This window comes from Microterricola gilva (assembly GCF_004217495.1).
Lineage (GTDB): Bacteria > Actinomycetota > Actinomycetes > Actinomycetales > Microbacteriaceae > Microterricola > Microterricola gilva.
Genome location: NZ_SHLC01000001.1, coordinates 3,565,562 through 3,581,786, shown reverse-complemented (window position 1 = coordinate 3,581,786; position 16,225 = coordinate 3,565,562). Strand labels below are relative to the sequence as shown.

Below are 16,225 nucleotides of genomic sequence, written 5' to 3'. Positions count from 1 at the left end.
AGACGGGGATTGGTACGGGAGGGAGGTGGTGCTGGGTCTGCTTGGCTCAGGCGGGGACGGGCTCCGCGGCGCGCTCGAGCGCCGGTTCTGCCGCATCCTGGCGACGGCGCAGGATGGGCCGACGCGGCGAGCCGATGGCCGCCGTCATCCGGTCGAGGATGATCGCGAGGATCACGACGGAGAGGCCGGCCTCGAAGCCGAGCGCGACGTCGATGCGCCCGAGGCTCTTCACGACCTCACCGCCGAGGCCACCTGCACCGACCATTCCGGCGATCACGACCATCGAGAGCGAGAGCATGATCACCTGGTTGACGCCGGCGAGGATCGTCGGCATCGCGAGCGGCAGCTGGATCTGGCGCAGGATGCGGCCGGGGGAGGAGCCGAAGGCGTTGGCCGCCTCGACGACCTCCTTGTCGACCCCGCGGATGCCGAGTTCGGTCATGCGCACGCCAGGGGCCATCGCGAACACGATCGTGGCGACAATGCCGGGCACGATGCCGACGCGGAACAGGATCAGGGCAGGGATCAGGTAGACGAAGGCCGGCATCGTCTGCATGAAGTCGAGGATCGGCCTGATGATGGCGGATGCCACGCTCGACCGAGCCGCGAGGATGCCGAGTGGCACGCTCACCAGGATGGCGATGGCGCTGGCCACCAGCACGAGGGCGAGGGTATCCATGGCGTTGCCCCACTGGCCGAGCAGCACTATCAACAACAGCCCGAGCGCGGAGCCGACCGCGAAGAGCCAGCCGCGCAGCACGAGCCCGAGCAGCGCGATCACGGCGACGATCACCCAGAACGGCGGCGAGGAGAGCAGCAGGTCAACGAGCTCGTAGAGCCCGCCGAATGCCGCGCGGAGCCCGTCGAAGAACCAGCCGAGGCTACTCGTCAGAAACTCGATGAACGACTCGACCCACTGGCCGAGCGGGATCACCGGGCCGGTCGGCGGGGCGGCATGCAGCACGGACGCGTTCATCGCACGCTCCCCTCAAGCTCGGCATCCGCCGTCTCGAGCGGGCCGCCCGTCGCGAGCAGCGTCTCGGTGACGACGTCGACGGGAATCGTGGCTGGCGGGTCGATCATCACCGGGATCTCGCTGGTGTTGGCCGGCACATTGCCGAGTGCGGCCAGCAGGGTGACGCGCGGGATGACGCCGAGCAGCCGCGTGCGCTCGTCGATCACCGCGAGCGGCAGCGCGCTCTCGACTGAGGCCTCGACGAGTTCGCTGAGGTTGCTGTCGGCATTCACTGCGGAGAGGTCGTGGCGCACGACGAGAGAGAGGTCGGTCTCGCGATTCTTGACCTGCCTGATCACGTCGCGGTCGCGCACGACGCCGAGCAGAATGCGCCCGTTTCCGACGACGTAGGCCGCGGAGGTCTGCAGATCGCGCATGGTGCGGAGCGCCGCGCGGGGGCCGGCGGAGAGCGAGACGATGGCCCGGGCCGGCTCCATCACGCTGGCGGCGGTGAGCACGCGGGCGCGGTCGACGTCCTGCACGAACTGGGCGACGTAGTCGTTGGCCGGGTCGGTGAGGATCTCCTCCGGCGTGCCGATCTGCACGATCCTGCCGTCACGCATCACGGCGATGCGGTCGCCGAGGAACATCGCCTCGTTGAGGTCGTGGGTGATGAAGATGATCGTCTTGCCGAGCTCCGCCTGCAGCTCGACGAGCTGCTCCTGCATCTCGCGGCGGATCAGCGGATCGAGCGCTGAGAAGGCCTCGTCCATGAGCAGGATGTCGGTGTCGGCCGCCAGCGCACGGGCAAGGCCGACGCGCTGCTGCATGCCGCCGGAGAGCTGGCCCGGGAGCTTGTCCTGCCACCCGTCCAGGCCGACGATGCCGATGATGGTGTTCGCACGGGCCCGACGTTCCTCGAGCGGAACACCCTGCACCTCCAGCCCGTACGCGACGTTGTCGATCACGCTCCGGTGCGGCAGCAGCGCGAAATGCTGGAAGACCATCGAGACGTTCTCTCGACGCACCTCCCTGAGCTTCTTCGGCGGCAGGCCGGTGATCACGGTTCCGGCCACCTCGACGGTGCCGCTTGTGGGCTCGAGCAGGCCGTTCAGCATGCGGATGAGCGTGGACTTGCCCGAACCGGATAGCCCCATCACCACGAAGATCTCTCCCCGCTTCACCTCGAAGGAGGCGTCGATCACGGCGGCTGTCTGCTCGGCCGGCAGGGCGGAACGGTCGGCCCCGGCGCGGAGCCGCTGCACGGTGTCGAGCGGCTTCCGCCCGAAGGCCTTGTAGAGACCCTCTGCTCGGACGGCGACGCCGACTGCGGGGGCCGGGATCTGCACCGGAACCGATGGGAGGACCTGCTGGGGGGTCGGATGGCCAATTCTGTCTGACACGTGTTGCACTCCGGGCGCACGCCAAATACCGCTGTTCAGGCGTGTGCTTTCGCTTCTTGCGGCCGGGTCGGAGACGCATGCGGAGCGCGCGGTCTCAAGCGGCAGACTGGATGTCTGCGGCGAATCGCGCTGCTCGCTGGCGGGGCCTCGGGGCCGCCACCGGCATCATCCGACCATACGCCCGGCTGCGCTCCTGCCCAGGCAGGAACCGCGCCGACCGCGGACTGGATTGTGGCCAACTTCGGCCTCAACGACGCTATCAAGCCAGCCAGGAGAGGACTAATCGAGAAGTGCGATTGGCCTGTGGATAACTCCGATTCTCCGAGGCGGATCGCCGCCGTTGCTGGCCACGCGCCGCGAGGGCACCGTTATCCGTTTGTTACCTGAGGGCGCTGCTTTCCGGAGGATTCTCTCGACATTGCGCCCCCAGAGTCGCAGGGTTTCGACAAGCTCAGTCAGCGGATACCCGCTGGTTGAGCTTGTCGAAACCACCTGAGCGTTGCGTCAGTCGAGCAGCAGCGCCGGTTCCTCGATGATCGAGGCCACATCGGCCAGGAATCGGCTCGCGACGTCGCCGTCGACGACACGGTGGTCGAAGCTCGCGCCGATCGTCGTGACGTAGCGGGCCCGCACCTCGCCGTCGACGACCCACGGCTTCTGCTTGATGGTGCCGAGCGCCACGATCGCCACCTCGCCCGGGTTCAGGATCGGGGTGCCTGTATCCATGCCGAAGACGCCGATGTTCGTGATCGTGATCGTGCCTCCGGACATCTCGGCCGGGCTGGTCTTGCCGTCGCGCGCCGTGATGGTGAGCTGCTCGAGCGCGCCGGCCAGCTGCAGCAGGCTCATCGACTGCGATTCCTTGACGTTCGGCACGATCAGCCCGCGTGGGGTGGCCGCGGCGATGCCGAGGTTCACGTAGTGCTTGACGACGATCTCCTCGTCGGTCCACGCCGCGTTCACCGTCGGGTTGCGGCGCACGGCCCAGATCATGGCCTTCGCCATGATCAGCAGCGGCGACACCTTGACGCCCGCGAAGTCGGTCGAGCTCTTCAGGCGCTTGACGAACTCCATGGTGCGGGTGGCGTCGACGTCGACGAAGAGGCTCACGTGCGGGGCGGAGAACGCGCTCGACACCATCGCGTTCGCGATCGCCTTCCGCACGCCCTTGACCGGGATGCGGTCTTCGCGGTCTTCCGGCCACTCCGGCGTCTCGATGTTGCGGAAGACGCTCACCTGCGACGCCGCACGGATCACGTCGTCGCGCGTGACGTCGCCGATCGGGCCGGTCGGTGTCACATCGGCCAGGTCGACGCTGAGGTCCTTGGCGAGCTTGCGCACGGGCGGCTTGGCGATCACCGGGCCGGCGGATGCCGCGGGCGCCGGCACACGGGCGGCGGTCGAGCCGGCAGCCACGGCGCCGGCAGGCGCGCTCTCGGCGACCGGGGCCGCCACGACGGGCGCGGCGGCGTGCACGTGCGGAGTCGCCAGGGTCTCGTGGGCGGCCGCGTGCGAGCGGGCCCGACGGCGACGGCTGCCGCCGGTGGCCGAGCTGCCGTGACCGACGAGCACGGCGCCCGGCTTGTCGTCGGCCTCGACGGAGACGGTGGCCGCGGCATCCGCCGCAACCGCGGCAGCGGCATCGCTGGGCTGCGCGGCCGGAACGGCGGCAGCACCCGAGCCGACGGTGATGATGGCCGTGCCGACGTCGACGGTGGTTCCCTCGTCGACGAGGATGGCGCCGACGACGCCCGCGAACGGCGAGGGCAGCTCGACCAGCGACTTGGCCGTCTCGATCTCGACGAGCACGTCGTTGACGGCAACGGTGTCGCCGACGGCGACCTTCCACTGCACGATCTCGGCCTCGGTGAGACCTTCGCCGACGTCGGGGAGGTTGAAGGTGTGTTCACTCATGGGGTGCCTTCCGTGCAGATGAACAAAGGGTATTCGGCCGGAGCCGAGAAGAGAATGCCGAGGAGAATGCCGGGAGCTCGCCGCTAGTACGCCAGCGCGCGGTCGACGGCCTCGAGCACCCGGTCGGCGCTCGGCAGGAAGTGCGTCTCGACGGCGGCGGGCGGGAACGGCATGTCGAACCCGGAGACGCGCAGCACGGGGGCCTCGAGCAGGTAGAACGCCCGCTCCATGACCGTCGCAGCGATCTCCGATCCCACGCTGACGAAGCCGGAGGCCTCCTGCGCGACGACGAGGCGGGTCGTCTTGGCGACGGACTCGAGGATGGGCCCGTAGTCGATCGGCGAGATCGATCGCAGGTCGATCACCTCGATGCTGGTGCCCTCCTCGGCCGCGAGCTCCGCGGCTTCGAGCAGCACACTGACCATGGCGCCGTGGCCGACCACGGTGACGTCCGTGCCCTGGCGCACGACACGGCTTGCGTGCAGCGGCAGCACCTGCTCCGGCGCGGCGCCGAGCTCCACGACACCCTTGGGCCAGTAGCGGCTCTTCGGTTCGAAGAACAGCACCGGGTCCTCGGATGCGATGGCCTGCTGGATCATCCAGTAGGCGTCGTTCGGGTTCGACGGGCTCACCACGCGGAGACCGGGTGTGTGCGCGAAGTACGCCTCCGGGCTCTCCTGGTGGTGCTCGATCGAGCCGATGTGTCCGCCGTACGGCACGCGGATGACGACGGGCATGCTGAGTCGGCCCTCGTGCCGGTTGCGCATGCGCGCGAGCTGCGTGGTGATCTGGTCGAAGCCGGGGAAGATGAAGCCGTCGAACTGGATCTCGCAGACCGGGCGGTAGCCGCGCATGGCCAGGCCGATCGCGGTTCCGATGATGCCGGATTCGGCCAGCGGGGTGTCGAGCACCCGCTTGTCACCGAATTCGGCGTGCAGGCCCTCCGTCACCCGGAAGACACCGCCGAGCGGGCCGATGTCCTCGCCCATCATCAGCACCTTGTCGTTCGCCGTCATCGCGGCCCGGAGGCCGGCGGTGATGGCCTTGCCGAGCGGCAGGGTGGCGGTGCTCTCGGCGGCTGCCGTCTGGGTCATTGTCGTTGTGCTCATGCCGAACCGTCCTCAAACGAGGCCTCGAAGGATTCGAGCCACGCTTTCTGCTCTGTGACCAGCGGATGCGGCTCCGCGTAGACGTTGTCGAAGATCACCTCGTCGCCCGGCGCCTCGATCTCGAGGGCGCGCCGACGCGCATCGTTGGCGAAATCGGCCGCCTCGGCATCCGTGTCATCGAAGAAGGACTGCTCGGTGCCGCGGGCCTCGAGGAAGGTGCGCAGCCGCGTGATCGGGTCACGCGGGAGCCAGTCGGCCGTCTCGGCGTCGCGGCGGTACTTGGTCGGATCGTCGGCGGTGGTGTGCGCGCCGACGCGGTACGTGATGGCCTCGATGAGGGCCGGACCGTGGCCGGCACGGGCGTCGTCGAGGTGCTTGGCGGTGACGGCGTAGCTGGCGAAGACGTCGTTGCCGTCGATCTGGGTGCCCGGCATGCCGAATCCGGGGCCGCGGAGGGCCAGCGGAACGCGCGACTGCCGTTCGACCGGCACCGAGATGGCCCAGCCGTTGTTCTGCAGGAAGAAGACCTGCGGGGTCTGGTAGCTCGAGGCGAACACGAGCGCCTCGTTGACGTCGCCCTGCGAGGATGCACCGTCGCCGTAGTAGACCATGACGGCCTCATCGGTCTCCGGATTGCCCGTCGCGGTCGTGCCGTCGAACTGCATGCCCATCGCGTAGCCGGTTGCGTGCAGGCTCTGCGACGCCAGCACGAAGCTGTACAGGTGGAAGTTGCCGTTCTCGGCCGGATCCCAGCCGCCCATCGTCACGCCCTTGAGCACGCGGAGGATGTTGACGGGGTCGAGTCCGCGGATCATGCCGACGACGTGCTCGCGGTAGCTCGGGAAGATGTGGTCCTGCGCGCGGGCCGCGCGACCGGAGCCGACCTGGGCGGCCTCCTGGCCGTGGCTCGGCACCCACAGGGCGAGCTGGCCCTGCCGCTGCAGATTGGCGGCATCCCGATCGAATCGGCGCACGATCACCATGTCGCGGTAGAACTGCCGGAAATCGCTGTCGCCGAGGCGCTCGAAATAGGGCAGGAACTCGGCGGCTGCCTCGTTCGGCGCGAATTCACCGTCGGCGGTGAGCATCTGCACGCGGGGCACGCTCTGCTGGTCTGACATGCTGCTCATTGGTTCTGCCACCGTCCTACGCTAGCCGCCTGACCGGGTGGCCCGGTGCGAGTTCGTCGATAATCTGCTGCAACGCAGAGAGGAGCCGCGGCACCGATTCCTCTTCGCCGATGGAGATGCGGATGCCCTCGGGGGCGAAGGCGCGCACCACGAGACCGGCGGCGTTCAGCCGCTCGGCCACTGCGGCGGTGTCGTCGCCGAGCGGCAGCCAGAGGAAGTTCGCGAAGGAACGGGGGAGCGCCCAGCCCTGAGCGGTGAGCGCATCGTGGAGTGCATCACGCCGCGCGGCGATCGTGCGCACCCGCTCGAGCAGCTGCTTCTCGGCTGCGAGCGAGGCCAGGGCCGCGGTCTCGCCCTGAGCGGTGACGGAGAGCGGGATCGCCGTGGAGCGGGCGGCATCGAGGATCGCCTCGGCACCGATCGCGAAGCCGACACGCAGGCCGGCGAGGCCGTAGGCCTTGGAGAAGGTGCGCAGGATGACGAGGTTCGGGTGGCGCGCGGTGAGCGGGGCGGCACCGCGGGGGAGCCCGTTGACGGCGGCGGGCTCCGCGGCGGATCCGGCGGAGACGAACTCGGCGTAGGCCTCGTCGAGCACGACGATGACCTCGGAGGGCACCGTGGCCATGAAGGCCTCGAACTCGTCGGCACCGACGACGGTTCCGGTTGGGTTGTTCGGGCTGCAGATGATCACGAGGCTCGTGGCGTCGCCGATCGCGGCCGCGATGGCTGGGAGGTCGTGGCCGTGCTCCGGCGTGTTCGGCACCCGCACGCTGGCGGCACCGGACACGGTGACGAGGCTGGGGTACGCCTCGAAGGAGCGCCACGAGTAGACGACCTCGGTCCCTGGACCGGATGTCGCGAGCACCAGCTGGGCGAGCAGCGCGACCGAGCCGGAACCGATGTGCACCTCATCCGGGCTGACGCCGTGCCTGGCGGCGAGCTCGGTGCGGAGCGCCAGAGCCGTGGCATCCGGATAGCGATTGAACTGCGTCGCGGCCGCGACGGCATCGACGACGCCGGGAAGCGGGTCGAACGGGTTCTCGTTGCTCGAGAGTTTGAAGGCATCGGCCGCGGCCGCCTTTCCCTGCCTGTAGGCGGGAAGGGCCGCAATCTCGGGGCGCAGGCGAAGCGCTGCGCGCGGATCGGTGGCGCTGGGGGTCGTCTCAGTCACCCTGCCGAGTCTATTGGCCGGGTATGCCGCGAGAGGCATGAGTACGAGATATCTCCGCTCCGGCGAACGGGGAGGTGGAATAGTGGTGCCATGGGTACCTTCCTCCTCCGTCTGATCGTCAACGCCGTCGCACTCTGGCTCACCACGCTGATCGTGGCTGGCGTGAGCGTGCTCCCGTACGACGACACGCAGCTCGCCACCGTGCTCACCTACCTGCTGGTCGCCCTGGTCTTCGGCCTCGTCAACACCTTCATCGGCACCGTCGTGCGGGTCGTCGCCTTCCCGCTGTACATCCTGACGCTCGGGCTGCTCTCGCTCGTCGTGAACGCGCTCCTGCTCATGCTCGCCGCCTGGATCACCTCGCTCTTCGGCTTCGGTCTCGTCGTGGAGGACTTCTGGTGGGGCGTGCTCGGTGCCCTCGTGCTCAGCATCCTCTCCGGTCTGCTCAACCTGATCCTGCGGCCGCTGATGCGCAAGCCGGGCACCGACGTCCGCTAGCGGTCGCCGGCGGCGCGGCTAGCCGCCTGGCCGGGGGAGTCGCTCGGACCGCCAGAGGGTCTCCGTTCCGGGGGCCGAGCCGGCGAAGTCGCGCACGATGCGCTCAAACTCCACCAGCCTGGCCTCCTCCGAGCCGTCGATCAGCCGGGCCGTCTCCCGGTATCGCTCGAGCTCGTGCGCCGCGAACAGTGGTGCTGTGGCATCCGCCCCGTCGAGCACCGGCCGGTTCACCGTGAGGAGCTCGGCCGGGGCTGCCGCCGCACCTCCGAGCGCCGGCACGATGTCCTCGCTGTGCTCGATCGAGAGACCGGGCACGCCGTCGGCACTGACGGCGCCGAGCGGGCCGCCGAGATTCACGTAGGCCGTGACGGTGAGGTCGCCCGCCTCGGCGAGGCGGCCGGCGACGAGGCCGCCCTGGGAGTGGCCGACCACGAGCAGGGGATCGTGGGGATCGGCCCCGGCCGCGGTCAGCGCGTCCCGCACGGCCCGCTCGCTCGCGGCTTGCCCGTCGGCGGTGGCCAGCACATTCGCGGTGAGGTCGAACGGCTCCCGTGTCGGAGTCGGGCCGAAATCGGCCGTGCCGGCCAGGTACACCACCCAGCGCGGCCCGGCAGCGCCGCCGTAGCGTTCGAGCCTGATCTGCGGCGATCCGGGCGCGGATGACGGCACTCGCGCCGCCAGCTCGCCGACCCCGCGCGGTGGGCGAACGGGGCGGGGCTCCGCCGCACTGTGCACCCGTTGCGGTGTCTCGCGGAGTGCCGTGTTCCCAGCGGCCGCGGCGAGCACGGCCAGCGCGGCGATCGCCGCCGCCCCCTGTTCCGCGCCGACGGAACGACCGGCAGGCAGCGCCACGGCGGCCGGGACTCGCAGCAGTCCGGCCGCGAACTCGTCGCCGGAGGTGACGGTTCCGCGCACCAGCCGCACGAAGGCCGGGCTGTTCAGCAACCCCGGATTCGCGTGGATCCACGCGGCGAGCAGGGCGGGCAGCCGGGCGGGAGCGACCCCGAGCGCGCCGCTCACGAGCAGCCCGAGCAGCGCGAGCGGCACCATCGAGAGGGCTGCTGGCACGACGAGGAACGGAAGCGCCCGCCCGGCGGCCCAGGCAGCGAGGTGCGCCCCGGCGCCCCAGAGCGCCGTGACGGTGCGTTCCGCGAGGCCGTACGACTCCGCCGCCAGCACCAGACCGGCCCGCGCCCGAGCGACCTCGTCTCCGAACGCTTGCAGCTGGTGCAGCGCCTCGCCGAGCGACTCGACCGAGCCGGGCTCCGCCCGGCAGCCGGCATCCAGCGCCAGCAGCTGTCGGATGCGCGTGAGCACCTCCTCGACCTTGGCCTGTGTCGCCCCGAGGCGAGCCGCGTCGACGAGCAGTTCCTCGGTCGCGACCGTGGTCGAGCCGTCGCCGGCGAGCGTCAGCGTGTCCGTCACGGTGCCGGCCCGGTTCGCCCGATCCCGGCGCTCTGCAGCAGCCAGCGGAGGCGCTCCCGCTCCTCCTGTGCGGCGACCAGCTCCCGCCAGGCGGCCGCCTCGGCCTCGTGCAGCGCGCCGAGCGCGGCATCCAGACGCGCGTGCAGCGTCTGCAGACGCGCGGCGTACGCGGCGGATGCGCGCGAGCGCCAGCTCGCCGGTGCCTCCGGGAGCCAGCCGGCGACGTCGGGGGCGATGTCGGCGAGCAGCGCGCGAATGCCGTCCAGGCGCGCCTCTGTGCTCGCGCAGAGGCCGTCGGCCGCCTCCACCCGCCAGCCGAGCACGAGCGGTGATGCCGCCTCCGGCCCGTCGTCCCCTGCCGGTCTGATCACGTTCATCCGTCCAGTCTCGGCGCGTTCGGCGGGGGCGCAGATGTCGGTCAGGGAGCCGTGGAGAACCCGCCGCTCCGGCCTCGCTGTGCGCAAGTGGGCCGGCCGCGCGGCTGCGGCTCGCGCGGGCGGCGACGAGCTCGATTCACGCCCTGCGCGCTGCGTCCGGATGCGAACACAAATTCGAACTGCGCGCGGCCCATTTGTGCCCCAGAATGGACTGCATGACGCGCGCTGATTCGCCGAGCGATGACGCGCAGCCCTTCCGCATCAGTTTCGTGTGCACCGGCAACATCTGCCGCTCACCGATGGCCGAAGTTGTGCTGCGCGAGCAGGTCGCGCGCGCCGGTCTCGCCGGGTACATCGTCACGACGTCCTCTGGCACCGGCGACTGGCACGTGGGCGAGCGGGCCGACCAGCGCACGATCGATGCGCTCGCCAGGCGCGGCTACGACGGCAGCATGCACAGGGCCCGCCAGTTCGAGACGGATTCGTTCGGCGACTTCGACCTGATTGTCGCCTTCGACCGCAGCCACGAGCGCATACTGCGGGCGTGGGCCACCGACGAGATCGAGCGCGACAAGGTGCGCATGATGCTCAGTTTCGACGCGGAACAGGCGCATCTGCGCGATATTCCGGACCCCTACTATTCGGACGATGCGATGTTTGACGCAGTTCTTGCGATGATTGAGAGGTCTTCGCAGGCACTATTCCGGCAAATCGCCCCCGCAATCCGACAAGGAGTCCGATGAGTCCCCTGCCCCCTCAGCCGCTCAGCCCGCTCGACGGCCGTTACCAGGCCGCCGTCACCGAGTTGGGAGAGTTCCTCTCCGAGGCCGGGCTCAACCGGGCGCGCGTGCAGGTCGAGGTGGAGTGGCTGATCTACCTGACCGACCACTCCATGTTCGGTTCCGCGCCGCTCTCCGACGAGAAGAAGGTCGCGCTCCGCGCCCTCGTCACCGACTTCGGCCAGGCCGAGATCGACGAGCTCGCCGCCCTCGAGGCCGTGACCCGCCACGATGTGAAGGCCGTCGAGTACCTCGTCCGCCGCCGCCTGGCCGCACTCGGTCTCGACTCCATCGCCGAGCTCACGCACTTCGCCTGCACCAGCGAGGACATCAACAACCTGAGCTACGCCCTCACCGTGCGCGACGCCGTGCAAACCGTGTGGCTGCCCAAGTTCCGTGGCGTCATCGCCAAGCTCGCCGAGCTCGCCGAGGCACACCGCGACGCCGCGATGCTCTGCCACACCCACGGTCAGCCGGCCACGCCGTCGACCATGGGCAAGGAGCTCGCCGTCTTCGTCTACCGCCTCGGCCGCATCGAGGCTCAGGTCTCCGCGAGCGAGTACCTCGGCAAGTTCTCCGGTGCCACCGGCACCTTCGCCGCGCACGTTGTCGCGGCACCGGATGCCGCCTGGCCAACGATCTCGCAGGAGTTCGTCGAGGGCCTCGGGCTCACGTGGAACCCGCTGACCACCCAGATCGAGTCGCACGACTGGCAGGCCGAGCTCTACAACCGTGTCTCGCACGCGAACCGCGTGCTGCACAACCTCGCCACCGACATCTGGACCTACATCTCGATGGGCTACTTCCGTCAGATCCCGCAGGCCGGTGCAACCGGTTCATCGACGATGCCGCACAAGATCAACCCGATCCGTTTCGAGAACGCCGAGGCCAACCTCGAGCTCTCCAGCGCCCTGCTCGACTCGCTCGCCGCGACCCTCGTCACGAGCCGCCTGCAGCGCGACCTCACCGACTCCAGTGCGCAGCGCAACATCGGCGTCGGCTTCGGCCACTCGATGCTCGCCCTCGACAACATCCAGCGCGGACTCGGCGAGATCGACCTTGCACGCGAGGTGCTGTTGGCCGACCTCGACGCGAACTGGGAGATCCTCGGTGAAGCGATTCAAACCGTCATCCGCGCCGAGGTGGCTGCCGGTCGCTCGAACATCGAGGACCCGTACGCGCTGCTCAAGGACCTGACCCGCGGCAAGCGCATCGGCCAGGCCGAGCTCGTCGCATTCGTCGGCGCACTCGACATCGGTGACGCAGCCAAGCAGCGCCTGCTTGAGCTCACCCCGGCCGGCTACACCGGCCTCGCCGACGAGCTCGTGGACCGCCTGCCCCGCGCCTAGAGCGCTCGGCGTCCGGAGGACTTAAGCAGAGGGGGAGGACGGAATCAGTGATTCCGTCCTCCCCCTCTCGCTATCTCCTCCCGAGCGGGAGCAGCGCGAGCGCTTAGTGCGTGGTGTCAGGCGCGTCCGGCGACTCCGGTTCGGCCGTGGCCTGCTTCTTGACGGCAGCGTCATCCTGCTGCTCGATGTCGGCGGTCTCCTCTGCGTCCTGCTTGGAACCCATGGCGAAGAGCGCGAGCACCATCAGCACGACGATGAACGTGATGCCGGTCGAGACGAGCGTGAGCACGAGCTGCTGGGTCGTCAGCAGGACGACGAGGCCCACGAACACCGCACCGATGCCGGCTCCGCCGACGAGTTCGGCCGGGCGCAGGATCTCGCGCCTGCTCGGCTGGTAGGCGGCGCCCAGCGGCTCGAGGGGCTTCTTGGGGTCTGGCTTCGAGGTCACGAGGCATCCGATTCAGGTGAAGTGGTGGGTGCAGGAGTGGTCGGCGTTGCGGATGCCGGCGCGTCGTCCGCGCGGGCAACGGCGGCCGAGTCCCACTTGAGTGAGAAGGCGGCGATGCCGAGGAACACGGCGAGGATTGCGAAGTAGGCGCCGAGCAGGCCGACGGAGACGACGGCGTGCGGGGGCAGGATCATGAGGACGAGGGCGAGGATGACGGTCAGGCCGCCTGCCATGCGCCAGTCGCGTGATGCCGCCTGGGTCGTGCGGGTACGCCAGCCGGCGTAGAACTCGAGCACGCCGGTGCAGGCGGCCCAGACGGTGACGATGAAGAGGAAGGTGCCGAGCCCGTCATCGGGTCCGAGCGCCCCGACGAGGCCGAGCGCGACGAGGCCGGCCGCGGCGCTGATGACGCCGTTCGTGGCGAAGAGGCGACGGCTGAGACGGTCGCCGAGCAGGCGCAGGCTCAGCGCGCCGACGACGAGGCCGCTGACGAGCGCCCAGATGCCGAAGACGATGAGGCCGAAACGCGGGCCATGGTCCTCGGAGAAGGTGATCGCGATGGCCGGTACGGCCAGCAGGATCGCCCGGCCGAGTGGCACGAACCATTCGGTCGAGGTATGCGCTGCGGCAACCCGAGTCTGAGTCACGCTGCGACCTCTTTCATTGCTGGGGGGATGCCTCCAGTCTACGTCGCCATACAATGCCCCCGACCATCCGACTTCGACGCGCGCGGCGGCGCATCACAGCGCCTTCACCGCGGCCAGGATCTTGCCGAGCGAGTCCTTGGCGTCACCGAAGAGCAGAGTCGTCTGCGGTTCGTAGAGCAACTCGTTCTCGATGCCGGCGAAGCCGGGCCGCATCGAGCGTTTCAGGAACACGACCTGCCTCGCGTCTTCGACCGCGAGGATGGGCATGCCGTAGATCGGTGAGCCGGGCGAGGTCTTGGCGGCCGGGTTGACGACGTCGTTCGCGCCGACGACGAGCGCGACATCCGTCAACTTGAACTCGGGGTTCACATCGGCCATCTCCTTGAGCGACTCGTATGGCACGTTCGCCTCGGCGAGCAGCACGTTCATGTGGCCGGGCATCCGGCCGGCGACCGGGTGGATGGCGTAGACGACCTCGATGCCGCGCGCCTCGAGCGCCGTGACGAGCTCGACGAGGGTGTGCTGGCCCTGGGCGACGGCGAGCCCGTAGCCGGGAACGACGATGACCCGCTGCGCGTAGCCGAGCAGCACGGCGACGTCCTCGGCGCTGGAGGATCGCACGGGCCGCTCGCTCTGCGTCGTCGACCCGGCCGTCGAACCGCCGCGGAACGCACCGAACAGGATGCCGGCCACCCCGCGCCCCATCGCGGCAGCCATCGCCCTGGTCAGGATCGTTCCGCTGGCACCGACGAGCGTGCCGGCCACGACGAGCAGCACGTTGCCGAGAACGAGGCCGGATGCCGCGACGGCGAGGCCGGTGAAAGCATTCAACAGCGAGATCACGATGGGAACATCGGCACCGCCGACCGGCAGGACGAGCAGCACACCGGCGACGAGCCCGACGCCGAGCAGCGCCACGGCGATGCCGATCGACCCCGTCGCGATGGTCACCCACGAGCCGACGACGGCGAGCACCAGCACGAGGCCCATGAGCACGGGCAGGCCCGGGAAGAGCACGGGGCGCGTCGTCATCAACTCCTGCAGCTTGGCGAAGGTGATCGCGGAGCCCGCGAAGGAGACCGCACCGACCACGAGCGTGAAGACGATCGCCAGACGCACCCAGGGGTCCTCGTTGTGCGGCAATTCGAGCAGCGCGACGAGAGCGGCCGCCCCACCGCCGACACCGTTGAAGGCGGCGACGAGCTGGGGCATCTGGGTCATCTTGACTCGGCGCGAGACCGGGGCGGCGATGAGGGACCCGATGGCCATGGCGGCGAGGATCCAGGGGATGTTGTCGAGCTGGGTCGAGAGGAACACCGTGATGACCGCGATGAGCGCGCCGGCCGCACCGATGAGGTTGCCACGGCGGGCGCTGCGCGGGGAGGCGAGCCCACGCAGCGCGAGGATGAAGCAGACGGCGGCGATCAGGTAGAGCAGGGCTGTCCAGGTGGGGTCGAGCAGCGTCATCGGCCGCCCTCCTTCCCGCTCGTCGGATTCTGACCGGGTGCCGTCGCCGGCGCCTTGCGCCCGCGGAACATCTCGAGCATCCGGTCTGTCACGACGAAGCCGCCGACGAGGTTGGCGGTGGCGAGCACGACGGCGAGCAGGGCGACCGCGAGAATCCACGCGTCGTCCGCCTGGCCGGCGACGATGATCGCCCCGACCAGGATGATGCCGTGGATCGCGTTCGCCCCCGACATGAGCGGCGTGTGCAGGGTGCTCGACACCTTCGAGACGACCTCGAATCCGACGAACACCGACAACACCGTGATCGTCAACAGGGCCATGCCGTCCATCAGGCCGCTCCTTCCGCTTCGATTGCCGCGGCGGTCGGCGCGTGACGCACCACCCCGTCGTCGGTGAGGCAGGCGCCGGCGACGACCTCGTCGGCGAAGTCCGGGGCGACGACGCCGTCGGCGGTCATCAGCTCGAGCAGATTGGCGACGTTCTTGGCGTAGAGCCGTGAGGCATCGGAGGCCATGGCGGATGCGGCATCCTTCAGCCCGACGAGTGTCACCGTCCCCGCCCCATCGGCCGTCGGCACGAGCACGTCGCTGCCTGCCACCGTGCCCTCGACGTTGCCGCCGCTCTCCGCGGCCAGGTCGATGACCACGGAGCCGGGGCGCATCGCCGCCACCATCTGGCTGGTCACGAGCAGCGGCGCCGGGCGACCGGGGATCGCCGCCGTGGTGATGAGCACATCGGATGCCGCAACGTGCGGCGCGAGCAGGGCGCGTTGCATGGCCGCCCGATCGTCGCCGAGCTCCTTGGCGTAGCCGCCGCTCGCCTCTGCGGCCTCGAGGTCGAGCGAGATGAAGGTGGCGCCCATCGAGGCGACCTCGTCGGCCGATGCCGGACGCACGTCATTGGCCGACACGCGGGCACCGAGGCGCTTCGCGGTGCCGATCGCCTGCAGGCCGGCCACCCCCGCGCCGAGCACGAGAACGCTCGCAGGCGGAATCGTGCCGGCCGCCGTCATGTAGAGAGGGAAGAATCGCGGCAGCCGCATCGCCGCCTCGAGCACGGACCGGTAGCCGGCGATGAGCGCCTGTGAGGTGAGCGCGTCCATCGACTGCGCCCGGGAAATGCGTGGGACCAGCTCGAGCGCGAAGGCCGTGACGCCGGCCGCGGCGAGGGCGCGCACGGTTGGCAGCTCGCTCGCCGGCGAGGCGAGCCCGACGGTCACTGCTCCGCGGCGCAGGCGGGCGGCGGTCTCGGGGCTGAGCGGCCGCACGTGTGCGTAAACGTCCAGCGCGTCAAGCTCGAGTTCGGCGACGAGCTCGGCTCCGGCATCCGCGTATGCCTGGTCGCTGTGCCCGGCCGCCGTTCCTGCTCCGCTCTCGATGAGCACCTCGAGGCCGAGGCCGATCAGTTGGCGCACCGAGTCGGGTGTGGCGGCGACGCGCCGCTCCCCGTCTCGGCGCTCGCGCGACACTCCGACTCTCACCGCCGACTCCCGTCTCACGGGTGCAGTCGACGCCGGCGTGGGGCGGATGCCGCACGCTCCAGCACCGGTGCTG

General features: G+C 69.8%; 16 protein-coding genes. 3 read left to right on the top strand and 13 right to left on the bottom strand.

The genetic code is table 11. The features are described from left to right. Positions 1-46: 46 nt before the first annotated feature. The 6 genes from EV379_RS16665 to EV379_RS16640 all read right to left on the bottom strand — a co-directional run bounded on the left by EV379_RS16665 (position 47) and on the right by EV379_RS16640 (position 7,682). A complete protein-coding gene (locus EV379_RS16665) occupies positions 47-976 on the bottom strand; it encodes an ABC transporter permease (protein ID WP_130507118.1) in 930 nt (309 codons plus the stop codon). Beyond that, on the bottom strand, positions 973-2,298 hold the full coding sequence (locus EV379_RS16660) for a quaternary amine ABC transporter ATP-binding protein (RefSeq protein WP_242616504.1): 1,326 nt from the start codon (positions 2,296-2,298) through the stop codon (positions 973-975). Before EV379_RS16660 ends, EV379_RS16665 begins: the two co-directional genes overlap by 4 nt. A gap of 564 nt (positions 2,299-2,862) precedes the next feature. Continuing rightward, complete coding sequence (locus EV379_RS16655; protein WP_130507117.1) at positions 2,863-4,272, bottom strand: dihydrolipoamide acetyltransferase family protein; 1,410 nt, start codon at positions 4,270-4,272, stop codon at positions 2,863-2,865. Between the two features lie 83 nt (positions 4,273-4,355). After that, positions 4,356-5,366: an alpha-ketoacid dehydrogenase subunit beta gene (locus EV379_RS16650; protein ID WP_130507551.1), complete on the bottom strand. Its 1,011-nt coding sequence runs from the start codon at positions 5,364-5,366 to the stop codon at positions 4,356-4,358. An 11-nt stretch (positions 5,367-5,377) separates the two neighbouring features. Beyond that, entirely contained in the window at positions 5,378-6,502 is a 1,125-nt protein-coding gene (locus EV379_RS16645) for a thiamine pyrophosphate-dependent dehydrogenase E1 component subunit alpha (RefSeq protein ID WP_130507550.1), read from the bottom strand. A 25-nt stretch (positions 6,503-6,527) separates the two neighbouring features. After that, positions 6,528-7,682: a histidinol-phosphate transaminase gene (locus tag EV379_RS16640; protein ID WP_242616428.1), complete on the bottom strand. Its 1,155-nt coding sequence runs from the start codon at positions 7,680-7,682 to the stop codon at positions 6,528-6,530. A gap of 90 nt (positions 7,683-7,772) precedes the next feature. Between EV379_RS16640 and EV379_RS16635 the strand changes: the two genes are divergently transcribed. After that, entirely contained in the window at positions 7,773-8,180 is a 408-nt protein-coding gene (locus EV379_RS16635) for a phage holin family protein (RefSeq protein WP_130507115.1), read from the top strand. Between the two features lie 18 nt (positions 8,181-8,198). Here the strand turns inward: EV379_RS16635 and EV379_RS16630 are convergent, their stop codons facing one another. Together EV379_RS16630 and EV379_RS16625 are read right to left on the bottom strand one after the other, a co-directional pair. Continuing rightward, positions 8,199-9,605 carry an alpha/beta fold hydrolase gene (locus EV379_RS16630; RefSeq protein WP_130507114.1) on the bottom strand — a complete coding sequence of 469 codons (1,407 nt, stop codon included), beginning with the start codon at positions 9,603-9,605 and terminating at the stop codon, positions 8,199-8,201. Then, positions 9,602-9,982, bottom strand: a complete 381-nt coding sequence (locus EV379_RS16625) for a hypothetical protein (protein WP_130507113.1) — start codon at positions 9,980-9,982, stop codon at positions 9,602-9,604. Before EV379_RS16625 ends, EV379_RS16630 begins: the two co-directional genes overlap by 4 nt. A gap of 215 nt (positions 9,983-10,197) precedes the next feature. On the opposite strand from EV379_RS16625, the gene EV379_RS16620 reads away from it, so the two are divergent. Next, entirely contained in the window at positions 10,198-10,725 is a 528-nt protein-coding gene (locus EV379_RS16620) for a low molecular weight protein-tyrosine-phosphatase (RefSeq protein WP_055841776.1), read from the top strand. Continuing rightward, complete coding sequence (gene purB / locus EV379_RS16615) at positions 10,722-12,110, top strand: adenylosuccinate lyase (RefSeq protein WP_130507112.1); 1,389 nt, start codon at positions 10,722-10,724, stop codon at positions 12,108-12,110. The genes EV379_RS16620 and purB overlap by 4 nt, the downstream gene beginning before the upstream one ends. Before the next feature lie 103 nt (positions 12,111-12,213). Here the strand turns inward: purB and EV379_RS16610 are convergent, their stop codons facing one another. The 5 genes from EV379_RS16610 to EV379_RS16590 all read right to left on the bottom strand — a co-directional run bounded on the left by EV379_RS16610 (position 12,214) and on the right by EV379_RS16590 (position 16,152). Beyond that, positions 12,214-12,558 carry a hypothetical protein gene (locus EV379_RS16610; RefSeq protein ID WP_130507111.1) on the bottom strand — a complete coding sequence of 115 codons (345 nt, stop codon included), beginning with the start codon at positions 12,556-12,558 and terminating at the stop codon, positions 12,214-12,216. After that, positions 12,555-13,205 (bottom strand): hypothetical protein, encoded by a 651-nt coding sequence (locus tag EV379_RS16605; protein WP_130507110.1) that lies wholly within the window; start codon positions 13,203-13,205, stop codon positions 12,555-12,557. The genes EV379_RS16610 and EV379_RS16605 overlap by 4 nt, the downstream gene beginning before the upstream one ends. Before the next feature lie 93 nt (positions 13,206-13,298). Next, positions 13,299-14,672: an NAD(P)(+) transhydrogenase (Re/Si-specific) subunit beta gene (locus tag EV379_RS16600; RefSeq protein WP_130507109.1), complete on the bottom strand. Its 1,374-nt coding sequence runs from the start codon at positions 14,670-14,672 to the stop codon at positions 13,299-13,301. After that, complete coding sequence (locus tag EV379_RS16595) at positions 14,669-15,001, bottom strand: NAD(P) transhydrogenase subunit alpha part 2 (protein WP_130507108.1); 333 nt, start codon at positions 14,999-15,001, stop codon at positions 14,669-14,671. The genes EV379_RS16600 and EV379_RS16595 overlap by 4 nt, the downstream gene beginning before the upstream one ends. Further along, entirely contained in the window at positions 15,001-16,152 is a 1,152-nt protein-coding gene (locus EV379_RS16590; protein WP_130507107.1) for a Re/Si-specific NAD(P)(+) transhydrogenase subunit alpha, read from the bottom strand. Before EV379_RS16590 ends, EV379_RS16595 begins: the two co-directional genes overlap by 1 nt. Positions 16,153-16,225: the final 73 nt, after the last annotated feature.

Bases quoted from the DNA above. Each gene is read 5' to 3' on its own strand.
- EV379_RS16665 (WP_130507118.1), bottom strand. From the start codon at position 976: ATGAACGCGTCCGTGCTGCATGCCGCCCCGCCGACCGGCCCGGTGATC.
- EV379_RS16655 (WP_130507117.1), bottom strand. From the start codon at position 4,272: ATGAGTGAACACACCTTCAACCTCCCCGACGTCGGCGAAGGTCTCACC.
- EV379_RS16650 (WP_130507551.1), bottom strand. From the start codon at position 5,366: ATGACCCAGACGGCAGCCGCCGAGAGCACCGCCACCCTGCCGCTCGGC.
- EV379_RS16645 (WP_130507550.1), bottom strand. From the start codon at position 6,502: ATGTCAGACCAGCAGAGCGTGCCCCGCGTGCAGATGCTCACCGCCGAC.
- EV379_RS16635 (WP_130507115.1), top strand. From the start codon at position 7,773: ATGGGTACCTTCCTCCTCCGTCTGATCGTCAACGCCGTCGCACTCTGG.
- EV379_RS16625 (WP_130507113.1), bottom strand. From the start codon at position 9,982: ATGAACGTGATCAGACCGGCAGGGGACGACGGGCCGGAGGCGGCATCA.
- EV379_RS16620 (WP_055841776.1), top strand. From the start codon at position 10,198: ATGACGCGCGCTGATTCGCCGAGCGATGACGCGCAGCCCTTCCGCATC.
- purB (WP_130507112.1), top strand. From the start codon at position 10,722: ATGAGTCCCCTGCCCCCTCAGCCGCTCAGCCCGCTCGACGGCCGTTAC.
- EV379_RS16600 (WP_130507109.1), bottom strand. From the start codon at position 14,672: ATGACGCTGCTCGACCCCACCTGGACAGCCCTGCTCTACCTGATCGCC.
- EV379_RS16595 (WP_130507108.1), bottom strand. From the start codon at position 15,001: ATGGACGGCATGGCCCTGTTGACGATCACGGTGTTGTCGGTGTTCGTC.